The 13934-nt window shown below is 68.8% G+C and carries 11 protein-coding genes and 1 pseudogene; 1 reads left to right on the forward strand and 11 read right to left on the reverse strand.

The genetic code is table 11. The features are described 5' to 3' along the window. Nucleotides 1-122: 122 nt before the first annotated feature. The 7 genes and pseudogenes from galE to J3U95_RS08830 all read right to left on the reverse strand — a co-directional run. Nucleotides 123-695: pseudogene (gene galE, locus J3U95_RS08800) on the reverse strand (UDP-glucose 4-epimerase GalE); the annotation flags it as partial. 65 nt (nucleotides 696-760) lie between these two features. Further along, nucleotides 761-1507: a WecB/TagA/CpsF family glycosyltransferase gene (locus J3U95_RS08805; RefSeq protein WP_208278247.1), complete on the reverse strand. Its 747-nt coding sequence runs from the start codon at nucleotides 1505-1507 to the stop codon at nucleotides 761-763. Nucleotides 1508-1547: 40 nt separating this feature from the next. Next, nucleotides 1548-3530 (reverse strand): heparinase II/III family protein, encoded by a 1983-nt coding sequence (locus tag J3U95_RS08810; protein WP_208278248.1) that lies wholly within the window; start codon nucleotides 3528-3530, stop codon nucleotides 1548-1550. Between the two features lie 22 nt (nucleotides 3531-3552). Further along, nucleotides 3553-4653: a glycosyltransferase family 4 protein gene (locus J3U95_RS08815; protein ID WP_208278249.1), complete on the reverse strand. Its 1101-nt coding sequence runs from the start codon at nucleotides 4651-4653 to the stop codon at nucleotides 3553-3555. Between the two features lie 124 nt (nucleotides 4654-4777). Continuing rightward, nucleotides 4778-6061, reverse strand: coding sequence for a phenylacetate--CoA ligase family protein (locus tag J3U95_RS08820; protein ID WP_208278250.1), 1284 nt, complete (start codon nucleotides 6059-6061; stop codon nucleotides 4778-4780). Beyond that, nucleotides 6061-7281: a glycosyltransferase gene (locus J3U95_RS08825; protein ID WP_208278251.1), complete on the reverse strand. Its 1221-nt coding sequence runs from the start codon at nucleotides 7279-7281 to the stop codon at nucleotides 6061-6063. The genes J3U95_RS08820 and J3U95_RS08825 overlap by 1 nt, the downstream gene beginning before the upstream one ends. An 81-nt stretch (nucleotides 7282-7362) precedes the next feature. Then, a complete protein-coding gene (locus tag J3U95_RS08830) occupies nucleotides 7363-7875 on the reverse strand; it encodes an MgtC/SapB family protein (RefSeq protein WP_005669177.1) in 513 nt (170 codons plus the stop codon). A gap of 158 nt (nucleotides 7876-8033) precedes the next feature. Here J3U95_RS08830 and J3U95_RS08835 point away from each other — a divergent pair, with 158 nt between their 5' ends. Next, complete coding sequence (locus J3U95_RS08835) at nucleotides 8034-8462, forward strand: VOC family protein (protein ID WP_208278252.1); 429 nt, start codon at nucleotides 8034-8036, stop codon at nucleotides 8460-8462. Nucleotides 8463-8467: 5 nt separating this feature from the next. On the opposite strand, the gene J3U95_RS08840 is transcribed toward J3U95_RS08835, so the two are convergent. The 4 genes from J3U95_RS08840 to J3U95_RS08855 all read right to left on the reverse strand — a co-directional run bounded on the left by J3U95_RS08840 (nucleotide 8468) and on the right by J3U95_RS08855 (nucleotide 13913). Beyond that, entirely contained in the window at nucleotides 8468-9325 is an 858-nt protein-coding gene (locus J3U95_RS08840; RefSeq protein ID WP_208278253.1) for a beta-1,6-N-acetylglucosaminyltransferase, read from the reverse strand. Nucleotides 9326-9406: 81 nt separating this feature from the next. Beyond that, complete coding sequence (locus J3U95_RS08845) at nucleotides 9407-11620, reverse strand: heparinase II/III domain-containing protein (RefSeq protein WP_229519724.1); 2214 nt, start codon at nucleotides 11618-11620, stop codon at nucleotides 9407-9409. Between the two features lie 294 nt (nucleotides 11621-11914). Further along, the gene (locus J3U95_RS08850; RefSeq protein ID WP_208278255.1) at nucleotides 11915-12697 is read right to left on the reverse strand and encodes a glycosyltransferase family 2 protein; all 783 of its coding nucleotides are present in this window, start codon (nucleotides 12695-12697) and stop codon (nucleotides 11915-11917) included. Then, nucleotides 12633-13913, reverse strand: a complete 1281-nt coding sequence (locus J3U95_RS08855; RefSeq protein WP_208278256.1) for a glycosyltransferase family 4 protein — start codon at nucleotides 13911-13913, stop codon at nucleotides 12633-12635. Before J3U95_RS08855 ends, J3U95_RS08850 begins: the two co-directional genes overlap by 65 nt. Between the last annotated feature and the right edge of the window lie 21 nt (nucleotides 13914-13934).

Here is a 13934-nt window from a genome sequence, read left to right on the forward strand (position 1 = left end):
CGTGCCGCCATCCTCAATCGCTTCACGCGCTTGGGCACGCCCACGACCGTAGCGGTGACCATGCCGTAAATCCGTCTGGGGTTTGGGGTACTACGCGCTCAATTGATTTATGCAACAAAGCCCTCTTCGCCGATCAGGCCGCTTTCATGGGCGCCGACCGGATTGAAGTAGCGCAGCAGCGCGATGCGCCAGTCGGGCTCGGCCTTGGCGAGGTCGCGCAGGATGTCTTCGATCATCAGCTTGCTGCGGCCATAGGGATTGGTGGCCGACAGCGGGAAGTCCTCGCGGATCGGCACCGAGGCCGGATCGCCGTACACGGTGGCCGAGGACGAGAACACCAGCGACTTGCAACCGAACTTGGCCATGGTCTCGAACAGCATCACGCTGCCGTTGACGTTGTTGTCGTAGTAGCGCAGCGGCTGCGCCACCGATTCGCCGACCGCCTTCAGGCCGGCGAAGTGGATCACCGCCTCGGGCTTGTGCTCGGCGAACGCGGCTTCCAGGGCGGCGCGATCGCGGATGTCGGCCTGGACAAAAGCGAACGGCTTGCCGGTGATGCGCTCGACGCGCTCGCAAACCGACTGCTGGGCGTTCGACAGGTTGTCGAGCACGACCACGTCGTGCCCGGCGTTCTGCAGTTCGACGACGGTATGCGACCCGATATAGCCCACACCGCCAGTAACCAGAATCTTCATGTCTTTCGCTCTCTGTTGATAGTATGTTGATGATCCATTTCTTGCCAGCGCGCTTCTTTCACGCCTCACTCATTCGTCCTGGCCGCTTCCTTGATCACGAGCCAGATAAACGCCATATCGTCGATAAAGTAACGCCGGAACATCCGGCGCGGCTCTTGCAGGAAGCGGAAGAACCACTCGAGTCCGGCCTTCTGCATCCAGGCCGGGGCCCGCTTGACCCGGCCGGTCGCCACGTCGAAGCTCCCGCCCACCCCCATCGCGAACGGTATCCGCATCTCGGCCTGGTACAGGCCGAGAAACCGTTCTTTCATGGGCGAGGAAATCGCCACGAACAGCAGGTCGGCGCGGCTGTCGCGCACCTGCCGCACCACCCCTGCTTCCGCATCCTTGCCCTGCCAGTAGCCGTCACGCACGCCGGCCAGCACCAGGGCCGGATAGCGGCGCGCATAGGTCGCGGCCACCTCGCGCACCACGTCGGGGCGCGCACCGAGCAGGAATACCCGCCAGCCCTTGTCCGCCGCGCGCCGCATCAGGGCCTCGAACAGGTCGATGCCGGCGACTCTTTCCTTGAGCGGCTTGCCCAGCAGGCGCGAGGCCCACACCACCGGCATGCCGTCCACATTGACCAGGTCGCAGGCATTGATGATGCGGCGCAGGTCCTCGTCGCGGCTGGCCTTGACCAGCTTGTCGACATTGACCACCACATGCTGGTGCGGCCGCCTGGCGCGCACGAAATCCTCGACCCGTTCCAGGGTCTCTTCCATCGAAACGTTATCTATATTACAACCAAACAGCGTGACGCGCTCGTTCATGCGTGCCTCCGGTCCGGCGTCTGACGTTTCTTGTCATTAATTATTTATCATCGATAAAGGTGATTGTAAACCTGCATTCGATGGGAACGGCGGACGATATGGTCGTGATGCGCAGCACTTCGCACGGCGTCTTCGATTCATAGGCGGCCGAATACCAGCCCAGCGGCGGATTCTCGGCGCCGCGCACCAGCTCCAGGTGCAGGTCGTCGCCGCTGGCCTGCATCTGCAGCACGAAGCGCTTGCCGCGCACCGACAGGCCTTGGCTGGTCAGGCGCACGTCCAGGCCGGGTGCGAAGTGCCAGAAGGCCTCGACCTTGTGCTGCTTCCTGGCGGCGACCTCGTCACGCACGGTCAGGGTGTTGCTGGCGCCGTCGAAGCGCACGCTGCGCAGGTGCAGCACCGGGTCCGGCAGGCGCACATAGCCATCATGCGAGCCGCGGAAGTCGAATTCTTGAGGCGAGGCAGGCATGCGCTCGATGCTCGAGCGCGCCTTGCGCAGCCACATGAAGCGCCCGCCCGGCACCGACTGGTCGAGGCCGTCGACGCGCACGCTGTTGTGGGCCGAGGTGCCGCGGAAGTAATCGCGCCATTTCTGGTCTTGCCAGTACGAATAGGTGCCGGGGTCGACCAGGCAGGCCTCGCCCGCCACCGACAGGTTCAGGGCCAGCGCATCGGCGTGGCCATGGGCGGCGATGCCGAGATAGCCCAGCGGCCCGCAGTCGAGCACACCCTTGATCTCGTTCGCCTCGCCGAAGTGGTTGCCGAACAGCAGGTAACCGCCGTCGGGGAAGGACCATCCGGACTCGACTTCGTGCGGATCGCAGTCGGGCCGCCCGCCCGGCAGCGCATGCAGCAGCCAGCGCACGCCCGGGTGATGGTCGGGCTGGCCGCCGAACACGGTATCGCCCAGCGCCAGCAATTGCGCGGCGCGGTCCGGACCCGGCCGGCCGCTGCCCGCGTGCAGGCGGAATGCGCAGCCGTCGTCGGCGTCGCCCACCATCGGCAGGCCGCCGCCGACGTCGCGCACCGAGCGCAGGAAGCGCAGCGCGCGCTGCAGCACCGCCCAGTAGCTGCGCGAGAAGGGATGGCCAGCGGCCTGGCCCAGCAGCCCGGCCACGAACAGGAATTCGCTGGACAGCATATGGTAGGCGAACGCCTGTTCGCGGTTGACGCCGTCGCGCGAGAACTGGGCCTGGGCCTCGTGCTCGAGTTCGCGCCGCGCCTGGGCTTCCCAGTCCTTCGATTCCTTCCAGCACGGCCAGGTGACGGCGCCCGCATACAGGCCGGCCAGTTCGGCGATCAGGTGGTTGTTGGCCGAGGAATGGCGCGACAGGTGGCGCGCGATGGTGCGGCAGTGGGCATGGATGCTGCTTAGCCAGTCGGCGCGCAGGCGCTGCCCGCCATCGCCCTCGAACAGTGCGCCGTGCTCGCCGCCCACCAGCTGCCAGATCAGGCTCCAGTTGACCAGGCGGATGCCCAGCTCCATCGAGCTGGTCCAGTTGGGTCCCGTCAGCGGCGGGCAGGCTTCGAACCAGCTGCGCAGGTTGTGCTCCAGCGCGTGCAGCCAGCGCGGCTCGCCCGTCAGCGCCCAGGCCTGGGCCAGGGTCACCAGGTGCAGGTGGCGGTTCAGTTCCCACACATGCTTGATGTCGCCCACCAGTTCGCGGTCGCCGATGGCGATGTCGCCGCGGTACAGCGACGGCGCGACGACGCCCGTTTCCGGATCGCGGTTCCAGGCGGTCGGCACGCCGACGTCGAAGCGGCGCTCGGCGAACAGCACCACATGGCCGGCCTCGATGCGCTCGGCGTCGAGCAGCAGCGCCTCGACTTCGGCCTGCGCCAAGGCCGGCGCGCCGCGCACGCCCAGGCTCAGGGTGCGCGGCAGCGGCGGCGGCGCGGCGCGGCCGATGGAACGGCGCGCCAGGCGGATCGTCGCCGCCTGGTGCACCCGGTAAGCCATTTCCGGCACCGACATGCAGCGCAGCCGGTTGACCAGCCATGCCATGCGTACTGTTGCGTTCATGAATTTTTCCTCACCGTTTTCTTCATTGCGCCCTCTCGTCCAGCAATTGCGCGTACAGCGCGGCCAATGTGGCGCACACCACCCCGGCCGAGTAGTGTCGCTCGACGGCGGCGCGCGCCGCGCACGCCAGCCGCGCATGGAGCAGGCCGTCGTCCAGCAGGCGCCCGATGGCGCAGGCCAGCGCCGGCGCGTCGCGCGGCGGGGCCAAGAGGCCCAGCGCGCCATCGGCCAGCGTTTCCGGGATGCCGCCGACCCTGGTGGCCACCACCGGCACCCCGGCCGCCATCGCCTCGAGCACCGACATCGGCAAGCCTTCGGCATGGGACGGCAGGCAGAACAGCCAGGCGCGCGCCAGCTGGGCGTCGCGCGCGGCCGCGTCCAGCCAGCCCGGCGTCTCGACCCGATCGGCGATGCCGAGTTCGCCGGCGCGGCGGCGCACCCAGTCCAGGTCGCCGCTGCCGCCCAGCACCAGGCGCAGCCGCGGCTGGCGCGCGGCCAGCACGGCGCAGGCCTGCAGCAGTTCATCCACGCCCTTGGCCGGATCGAGACGGCCCAGGAACAGGATGCGGCCCGCTTCGGCTTGTTCACTTACCGCAGGCGACGCCGGATGCACCGGGTTGGGCACCGGATTGGGCACCACCACGACCCGCGCGCGCGGCGCGCATTCGCGCACCCAGGCGGCCCAGCCGGGCGACAGCGCGATCACGCGCGAGCTCGCCTCCAGGGTGTGCCGGATCCAGCGCCGCAGCAACGGCCCGGCATCTACCTGCGCGTAGCGCCGGAAGCCGCCGCCATGCAGGTGGAACACCGTGCGCGCGCCGCCCATGCGCGCCATCAGCAACACCAGCGACTTGCGCTGGAAGCTGGCGTGCGATCCGGCGTGCACGTGGACGATGGCCGGCCGCCCGCCCGGGCCCAGGCAGGCCAGCCCGGTGCGCCACAGGCCGCGCAGCGCGCTGCCGAGCTTATGCAGGCGGCGGCCCTCGGCGTGGGTGGCGACATAGACGATGCCCTCGCGCTCGAACAGACCGTCGGCGCGCAGCACCTCGACCACGCTAGCGATGCCTCCCCTGCCCCCCAGCGCCGTTCCAACCATCAACACGCGTGGGGACGCCATGTTCATGCAGGCGCCCGTACCGGGAAAGGTGTCGCAAACCCGCTCATGGCTCATCTACCTCGAGGATGCACTTACAAAAGGGGCAATATTTACGATCATACATGGCGGATTGTCGAATCTCGCGCACGATTCAGCCGTCGACGGCGATGAACTCGAACTTGCCGTTGGCGCCGCGCGGGATCGCCTCGACCCGCTCCACGGCGACCTGCACGCCGGGCACCCGCTGCAGGAATTGTTCGCGCAGGGCGGCCTCGTCGCAGCTGCCGAAACCGTCGGCGGGCACCACCCGCAGGGTGAAGCGGGCCTGGCCGTGGTAGCGCACCTGGCCCTCGAGCAGGCGCAGGCCGCTTCCCTGGAACACGCGGTCGAGGCGCGCCACCATGCGGCCATCGGGCAAGGTGAGGATGCGCTCCTGGCGTCCGATCACGGCCTCGAGCGTCGGGAACACGCGGCCGCAGGGGCACGGCCCTGGTTCGCTCAAGAGCACCGTGTCGCCGGTGCGGTAGCGCGCGAGCGGCATCGCGGCATTGTTCAGGCTGGTGCCGACGAGTTCGCTGCTGCCGTCGGGCAGCGCCAGCAACTCCACGCCGCCGTAGTCGGTCAGCAGGTGGTAGCGGGCGTGCTCGCAGGTGCCGATGGCGGCCACCCGCTCGGCCTGCCCGTACCAGTCGAACACGATGACGCCGAAGGCGCGCATGACGGCCGCGCGCACGCCCGGCTCCAGGGTCTCGGACGAGGTCATCACGCCGCGCAAGGCCTGGCCCCCATAGCGGCGCCCGGCCGCCTCCAGCCAATGGGCGATGGCCCCGATCGAGGATGGATAGGCGTGGATCACGGTCGGATCGAAGGCCTCCAGCGCCGCCACATAGGCGCCGATGGTCGCGTTTGACAAGTGATATGACGACATCACGAGCAGCTTGCCGACCGGGTCGCGGCGCCAGTAGCGCCCGTCGTGCGGACGTTCGTCGCACACGAGGTCGCCGCGGATCCAGGCGCGGCGCTGCCCCGGCCGCCAGCCGATCCAGCGCAGCTGGCGCTGGATGAAGGCTTCCTCGCGGATCACGGCGCCGAGCGACTGCACCAGGGTGAGCGGCGAACCCGAGGTACCGCTGGTGCGGATCGTGTTGCGCAGCAGCGAGCCGAAACCGCGTGGCCGCAGGTGGCGCGCGGGGTCCTGGCGCAGCGCCGACTTGGCCAGCAGGAAGGCGCCGGGCGGCACCGCGTGCAGCCGGGTCGCATCCGGCGGCACGGCCACGCCCAGGCGGCGCGCGCGCCGCGCCACATAGGCATTCAGGGCAGCGGCCGAACGCTCGTTGCGCATCAGGCGCGGCAGCACCAGCAGCCGCGCCGGCAGGCCGCGCGCCAGCAGGCGGCCGAGCGACCTGAGCGCCAGGGCGAGCGTGCGCCCATCCATCAGGCGCCCCGCCCGGCCAGGATGCCGGCATAGGCCTGCGCCACCGCCCGTCCCAGGATCGCATAGCTGCGGTGGGCCCTGACCCAGCCTGGGCCGCGCGCGCGACAGGCGGCGGCCAGGCCGGGCTCGCGCAGCAGACGGCGCACGGCGGCGGCGAACGCCGGCGCCTCCATCGGCACGCACAGCCCGGCCCCGCTCTCGGCCAGCACACGGGCCTGGTCCGGGATGTCGTTGGCCACGCCGGGTATGCCCAGCGCCAGGTACTCGACCAGCTTGGTCGGAGAGGAGACGTCGTACAGGACGCCGCGCGGGATCGGCGACAGGCCGACTTCGGCCCGCACCGCATAGCCGAGCGCCTCCTGCCGCGCCAGCCAGCCGGTGAGCAGCACGAGTCGTTCCAGTTTGCGGCGCGCGATCTCGGCGCGCATCCAGGCCATTTCGTAGCTAGATGCGGCGTCGCCGGCGATCACCAGCAGGATATCGGGCACATCGCCGGCGAGCTGCTCGACGACGTCGAGCAGGAAGCCGGAGCCGCGCGCTTGCGCGACCCGGCCCAGGTACAGCACCACCCGCCGTCCGTCGAGGCGCGGATCGACGCTGGGCACGATGCGCCCGCGCTCGCACAGCGCGGCATCGACGCCCATCGGCACCGCCGTCATGCGCTCGCGCGCGAATCCCTTGCCTGCCAGCCAGTCGGCCATCGCCTCGCTCTGCACGAACAGATGGCGCGCGCCCGGCAGCACCAGGCGGTACAGCAGCCAGCGCGAGGCGGCGGCGCGCGCCGCATGCGCCAGCCAGCGCGGGCCCCGGCCGCGGCGCGCGATCTCGTCGCGCCGCGCCTCGAAGCCTTCGACGATCGGGAACGACATCCAGTACAGGAAGGGTATGCCGAGCGCGGCGGCGGCCAGGCGGCCCAGCAGCCCGGAGGCGATCTTGTCGCGCACCTGGATGCCGTCCGGCTTGCGGCGGCGCCAGGCGCGGGCCAGGCCCAGCAGGTCCCAGGCGGGCGACAGCACGCTGGCGTAGCGGCTGCCAAGGCTGCCGACGGCGTGCATGCCGCCGCCACCCCACTCCTGCGGGCCGGCGCCGCCGGACTGACCAACCAGCTCGCTATCGACGCCATGGCGCGGCATCTCGGCGCCGAACAGGGTCAGCAGGTCGGCGCGCACCGGCGGCAAGGGATCGCGCACGATGAAGGCGATGGAGAACGGCTTGCGCATGGCGCCTCGTATCGATGGGTGGAACCTACGATACTAGACCGGCGAATGACGCAAACGTTTCAGCTATCGCAGACTTGCGCGCTAGCGGCCGGCGTCGCGGTCGTCCTTGCCGTACTCGCCCGCCTTCTTGGCCGGCGCGCGCAGGATGGACAGGATCACCAGGCCGAACAGCGCGCTGAGGATGGCCGTGGCTTCGCGGCCCATGCCGGCGGCCACGCCGATGGCGGCCGTCATCCAGACGCTGGCGGCGGTGGTCAGGCCGCGGATGTCGTTCTGTTCCTTCTGCTTGAGGATGGCGCCGGCGCCCAGGAAGCCGATGCCGGCGGTGACGCCCTGCAGCACGCGCGACAGGTCCGACACCTCCATCCCGGCCTGCAGCGGGATCAGCACGAACAGCGCCGAGCCGACCGAGACCAGCATATGCGTGCGCAGGCCGGCCGAGGCGCCCACCGTCTCGCGCTCATAACCCAGCATCCCGCCCACCAGCGCGGCCACCAGCAGGCGCACCACGATGACGGTCACGTCTTCGGCATTGCCCAGGTCGGAAAATTCACGCTGTATCGTCAGCCAGCTTTGTGTCCACCACACTTGCATTCCTCCATCCTTTGTCCGGTTCGATTCCCGGTAAATCATGCCATCCATGCAAGATCCGTGTCGCCACGCTCGGCCGTTCGCGCCAGCGTAAAGACGCGGCATGCCGTTGCGCTTTTCGTATAATCGGCAGCTCAGCCAACCTTCACGAGGAGACCCTGATGGAAACGATGGAGATCTACCGCGGACGCCTGATCGACCACATCCAGCTGGTGGTGCGCGACCTGCCCGCTTCACGCAGGTTTTATACGGCGGTGTTCGAGGTGCTGGGCATTCCACTGGCCGGCTCGGGCATTGATTATTTCTGGGCCGACGAGCTGTTCGTCTCGACGGCGGACAGCGAAGCGGCACAAGGCCAGCTGACCGGCCGCCATCACCTGGCTTTCCAGGCGCGCGACCGCGCCATGGTCGACGCCTTTTATCATGCGGCGCTGGCGGCCGGCGGCAAGGACAATGGCGCGCCGGGCGAACGGCCGTATCACCCGGGCTATTACGGCGCCTTCGTGATCGATCCCGACGGTAACAATATCGAAGCCGTGTACCACGGCGAAGCGACCTTCAGCGCGCGCGAGATCAAGATCACGTTCTGAACTTTTTACGCGACCCGGCCCTCCTTCCATGCCAGCAGGCGCGGCAGCAAGGCGGCGCTGGCGTGGCTGTCGAGCTTGCGACAGAAGTGGGCGCTGGACGCCCGGATGCGCTCGAAATCGTCTTCGTCGAGCACCTTCGGATGGCAGGCGCCGCCTTGCGGCCACGCGATGTAGCGGAAATTGTCCGGCAGCACACGACCTGCGAAGCGCGAATGCATCACCAGCGTCTGGAAGAACAACTCGTCGGGCGACTGCACGCTGCGGCAAAAACCCAGCAGGCGGGGATGCGCGTCGGCGAGGCGCAGCAGCTCGCGCACGCAGTCGCGTGACAAGGTCCACCAGGATGAGCCGCCATAGGGCACGAATCCGTCCGGCAGATGCCGTGTGCGTCCCAGCAGGCGCAGGGCGCGATTGGCGGCGGCGCAGGCCAGTCGTTCGGCCAGCCTGCCACTGTCGCGATGGAAATAGGCGTAACGATGCATCACGCGCCAGCCACTGGCCGCAATCGGCGCGGTCTCGATCAGCTCGTATCCGCGCATCCTCGCCAGCTCTGCCTTCAACAAATGATTCGGCAACAGCGGGAAGTCCTGGGCCGATATGAGGATGAGCTTGTCGAAGTCCGGGACTTCCAGCAGGATCTGACGCACCGATGCCAGCACGGACTCGACCTGGGACACGTCACCCCAGCGCACGCAGACCCGTTCGCGCACCAGGCGGGCAGCCGGATGCAGTCGCGCCGGGTCGAGCGCGCTCTTGCGGTCGAGGTGGACGTAGACGCAGAAGTCGGGATCGCACAATTGCCGGACCAGCCCATTGAGCTGGTCCATGTCCTTGTGCGCACAGATCAGGAACGCCTGTTTCATCGGTGGCCGCAACTCCGCTCATGCGCGCCAGACTAGCACCGCGCACGAACGGTGCGCGCCATCCAGGCGCTGGGCAATTGCCTAGTTCAAGGTCACGCTCTGGCCGGCGACGGTCACGGTGCGCACCGTGCCCGAGGTCGTGATGCCTACCTGCGGCTTCCTGCAGCCGACGTCGAGCAGCACCAGGAACTCGGCGGTCGATTTGCCGTCGTTCTTGAGGTAGAAGGCGCCGTGGTCCTCGATCACGTTCACCTTGGCGCCCGGCCCGATCCACTTGGCGAAGCTGGCGTCCGCGTTCAGCGAGCGCAGGCACAGCGACTGGCCGCCGGCCGCCACCTTGACGTTCTGCGCGTTCTCCACCGTCATGATGACCGGGGTGTGGATATTCCACTCGTAGGTGCGGGCGATCGTGCTGGCCAGGCGGTCGCGCACCAGGATCGCGTTGCCGGCATTGCGCAGGTGCCAGACCTGGCGCTTGGCCATGGTCAGCTGGCCGCCATAGGCGGCGGTGGCGTCGCCCTCGGCGAAATCGTAGGCGGGCTGGGCGGCGAAGCCGGTGATCTTGCCGTTGCGCTGCAGCTGTTCGCGGTAGCCCGTCACCAGCTGGCCCTTGCCGCCGTCGAAGGTGACCGCATTCTGCGAACGGGTCTGGTGATACCAGTCGGTCCAGTACGGCGAGCCGTACCAGTCATACCAGCCGGCCTTGACCAGCAGCGGCTGGCCCGCGCTCGACAGCAGGATGCCGTTCTGGTCGCCATGGCTGTGGTTGAACGAACCGTAGGGGCTGGACTTGAAGTACAGCGAGGTCCGCTCGGCCGAGCCGATGTCGGTATGCATCGAGGCCCAGCCGATGCTCGGATAATAGGCCGAGTTGCTCGGCGGCGCTTTCGTTCTGGTGTCCTTGATCGGCAGCGGATACGGCGCTTGCAGCAGGCTCAGCGTGTCCTCGGTGCCGCCCAGGCTGGCGACGTACCAGGCCGCGCGCGGCGACACCATGCGCGAACCGAAGGCGTGCCAGACCCGTGTGTCGGGCCTGGTCTCGGAGCCGTCGCCGAAGGCGTGCACGCGCGAGCCCGGCGGCGTGAACTGGCTGGCGAAGTCGAGCAGGCCCAGGGCCCAGGGCTTGGCATAGAAATTCACGCCGGACGCCTGCGACATCGGATCCCACAGCGCGACCAGGTAGCCGGCCGCGTATTCGGCATACGCGGTGCCGTTGGCATAGCCGCCCTCCTCGCCGCTCCAGGGCGACGGCGAATTGGCATAGGCGCGGAACGAGAAGTCGAACCACTTCTGCGCCTCCGGAATGTCACCCAGGGCCAGGGTCGAGATCAGCGAAAGAAAGATCAGGCTCGTGTTGCCGTGCGAATCGAAGGGATACTGGTCGAGGCGGCCATTGTCGCCGGCCAGGTTGCCATAGATTTCCTCGGTGCGGATCTTGACCGTGTTCAGCCAGCGTGCGCGGCGCGCTGCGTCGAGGTCGCCGGCCAGGATGTCGACCGCCTTGATCAGCGAGACCGAGATCTGGCGCGTGGCCTGGTCCTGGTTGGCGTAGCTGGTAGGTCCGCGCGGATCGAGGGCCGCCATCTGGTCGCCACGGCGCAATGCCTCGTCGAGGAACAGGCGGTCGCCCTTCATGCGCCACATCACGGCGGCGGCCTCGAGCTGACGGCTGGCCTCGTTGATGCGCTGGCGGATGTCGGTCTGCTGGCTGGCCATGGCGGCCGTCAGCGGCGAGCTGATGACGATCGGCCAGCGCGCATCGCTCAGCGCCGGCACCGCATTGATCTGCAGCTTGATCTCGTTGCTCATGCGGCTGACGTAGGGGTCGAGTTCGGCGCGCTTCGCGCTGCTCCAGCTGCCGTAAGGCGTGAACGAGGGCGGCAGCGAACGCGGCCGCGCCTTGGCCGTGATGCGCGCGCGCAGCGTGGCATTCTCCGGCACCTCGAACAGGTTCGACTTGCTGGTGATGGAAAAGGCGCGCGGCGTCGACCAGTCCTCGCTGCCGACCGGACGTACGCGCCAGGTGTACTTGCCCAAGGCCAGGGCTTTTGGCGGAAGGTACCAGTTGCGCTCGGTGACGACCTTGCTCGGCGCACCGCCGCTTGGCGTGATCTCGAGCTCGTAGGCGGCGGGACCGTTGGCGTGGCGAGCCCAGGTGAATCCGGGCGGGTTCTGCGCCTGGACCTGATTCAGGTCCGGGCTGGGTTGAACGACCAAAGGATCGGGGGACTGGGCCCAGTCCGCGCGCGCGCTCATGCATACCAAGAGCGACGACAGCGCTAGCGCGCGGACCATACCTTTCCGGTGAAAATTCATGCTGGAGCTCCGAGAGAACGAGAATTGTTCAGGGACCGCGCCGCGATCGGGCGCTGGATCGATACCTGCTGCAGGCATCGGACGATGCTTGCTTGACGGGAAGAATGTTACCGCAGGTTTTCTTGAACAAAATAAACTTCCCCAAGGAAACAGAGCTTTATTTGATTTTTTGTCCTTCGTTCGCGCAAATCCAACACGGCAGATTTAACATTTGGCGAACAGGATGTTCTGTCCTGTAACTGTCGTGCTCGATGTGAAAAGACTGTGCGATAACTAGGCTTGCGCCTGGCCATCCTGGGCGCGTAATGCGTGCATGCGTTTCAGGTAGCGCAGGCAATAGATGCCGAACGCCAGCGGCGCCTTGCCCGCATGGCGCCGGCGCACGGCGAATTCCTCGCGCCGCGCCGCGATCCGGTTGCGCGACGAGACGCTGCCGGCATGGTCGCGAAACACGGCCAGCACCGCGTCCACCAGCGCCGGTGGGCCGAGCATCCCCAATCGCAGCCACAAGTCGATGTCCATCGCATAGCGCAGGCGCTCGTCGAAGCCGCCGACCAGGGCGAACACGTCGCGCCGCACGAACGCGGCCGGGTGCGGCACCCAGGCGCGGCCAGCGGCATAGGAGCGGTAGGAGAACGGCGGCATCGGGTTCGGCGGCAGCAGGCGCCCCTCCTTGAGCACCTGGATGTTGCCGACCAGCCAGGCCGGCGGACCGCCGCCGTCGCGCGCCTGTTCGATGCGCCGCGCGACCGTCGCCAGCACCGCCGGCCCGGCATAGTAGTCGTCCGAGTGCAGGTGGGCGACGTAGCGGCCGCCCGCCGCGGCGATGCCCCGGTTCATGGCGTGGCCGATGCCGCCCCGCACGTCGCACAGCACGCGCTTGTTGCCGGGATAGGCGGCGAGCATGTCCAGGGTGGCGTCGCTCGAGCCGCCATCGACGAAGATGTGCTCGAGGTCGCGGCAGGTCTGGGCCTGGACCGAGGCCAGCGTGTCAGCCAGCGTGGCGGCGCTGTTCCAGGTGCAGGTGACGATCGAGAAGGTCGGCTGGTTCGGCATACAGCTCCAGTAAGGTGGGCAGCAGGCGGGCGGCGTCGGCCCCGAAGTCGGCCGGCGGCGCGATGCGTGGCGGTGGCGGCGCCGCGAGCAGGCGCGCGAGCCGCGCCACCAGCTCCGGCATGGCGGCGGCCAGCGCCAGCTGGCCCGGATACCGGGCGTATTGCGCCAGCTCGGGCGTGCCGCCGCGCGCCAGCGCCAGGCAGCCGCGGCCCAGCGCCAGCGCTTCGAGCACCGTGGTGCTGCAGGCTTCCTCGCACACCGAAGGCGCCACGCACAGGTGGGCGCGCGCGGCCAGGGCCAGGGCGGCCGCATGGTCTTGCCAGCCGAGGAAGCGCACCTGCGGGCCGGCGTGGCGCCGCTCCAGCGCCGCGCGCTGCGGACCGTCGCCGACGACGCTCAAGCGGGCATGGGCCGGCAGGCGGCCGGCAGCGGCGTCGAGGAACTCGGCAAAACCCTTGCCGGTGTCGATCCTCCCGGCCAGCACGACCTGCCCCGCTTGCGGCATGGGCGCGGCCAGGGCCAGCGCGCGCAGGGAGGGATAGTCGACCAGGTTGTGGATCACGCGGCTGCGCGACAGGTCGGCATCGGGCACCGCGCGCAAAAATTGGCGGCGCAGGAAGTCGGACACGAAGACCGTCTTGTGGCGGGCGAAGGCGCGCGCGGCCTGGCTGCGGTAGCCGCTGACGGCGAGCGCCGTCAGCGCCGTGCGCACCGGCCCCGGATGCGGGCCGGCGCCGCGCGCGCTGCACGCCGTGCACGCGCCCGGCGCCAGCCGCTCGCACACGGCGCCGTCGACGAAACGCAGGTGGGTCAGGCATTCGCTGCCCTGGTCGTGGCGGGTCTGCACGAAGTTGATGCCGTCCCGGACGTACAGGCCCGTCATCGGCAGGTGGCCGTGGTAGTGGACCACGTCGAAGCCGGCGGCGTGGGCATCGATGGCGCGCGCGATGCGGCGCGCGAGCCAGGGCCGCTTGAGCGGGTTGAACGCGCCCAGCTGCGCTTCTTTCCAGCCGGGGCGCGCGATGGCGAAGCCGGGCCGGAAGCGTCCGGCGAAGCCGATCTGGCGCGCGGGGTCGCTTGACGGCCGGTCGGCGCGGCCCAGGATCTCGACCGCATGCCCCTCTTGCAGCAGGCGGTTGGCCAGGGTCACCACGTGCTTGCCCAGGCCGCCCACTTGCTCGCCCGGCAAATCCTCGGACACCATCAGGATGCGCATGTCTTTTTGACCTTGGTCGTC

Origin of the sequence: Massilia oculi, from assembly GCF_017582745.1 — a bacterium.
Lineage (GTDB): Bacteria > Pseudomonadota > Gammaproteobacteria > Burkholderiales > Burkholderiaceae_D > Telluria > Telluria oculi_A.

Excerpts from the sequence above, each read along its gene's own strand:
- J3U95_RS08810 (WP_208278248.1), bottom strand. The coding sequence starts at position 3,530 with ATGAACGCAACAGTACGCATGGCATGGCTGGTCAACCGGCTGCGCTGC.
- J3U95_RS08825 (WP_208278251.1), bottom strand. The coding sequence starts at position 7,281 with ATGCGCAAGCCGTTCTCCATCGCCTTCATCGTGCGCGATCCCTTGCCG.
- J3U95_RS08805 (WP_208278247.1), bottom strand. The coding sequence starts at position 1,507 with ATGAACGAGCGCGTCACGCTGTTTGGTTGTAATATAGATAACGTTTCG.
- J3U95_RS08840 (WP_208278253.1), bottom strand. The coding sequence starts at position 9,325 with ATGAAACAGGCGTTCCTGATCTGTGCGCACAAGGACATGGACCAGCTC.
- J3U95_RS08820 (WP_208278250.1), bottom strand. The coding sequence starts at position 6,061 with ATGGATGGGCGCACGCTCGCCCTGGCGCTCAGGTCGCTCGGCCGCCTG.
- J3U95_RS08850 (WP_208278255.1), bottom strand. The coding sequence starts at position 12,697 with ATGCCGAACCAGCCGACCTTCTCGATCGTCACCTGCACCTGGAACAGC.
- J3U95_RS08835 (WP_208278252.1), top strand. The coding sequence starts at position 8,034 with ATGGAAACGATGGAGATCTACCGCGGACGCCTGATCGACCACATCCAG.
- J3U95_RS08855 (WP_208278256.1), bottom strand. The coding sequence starts at position 13,913 with ATGCGCATCCTGATGGTGTCCGAGGATTTGCCGGGCGAGCAAGTGGGC.
- J3U95_RS08815 (WP_208278249.1), bottom strand. The coding sequence starts at position 4,653 with ATGAACATGGCGTCCCCACGCGTGTTGATGGTTGGAACGGCGCTGGGG.
- J3U95_RS08830 (WP_005669177.1), bottom strand. The coding sequence starts at position 7,875 with ATGCAAGTGTGGTGGACACAAAGCTGGCTGACGATACAGCGTGAATTT.
- J3U95_RS08845 (WP_229519724.1), bottom strand. The coding sequence starts at position 11,620 with ATGGTCCGCGCGCTAGCGCTGTCGTCGCTCTTGGTATGCATGAGCGCG.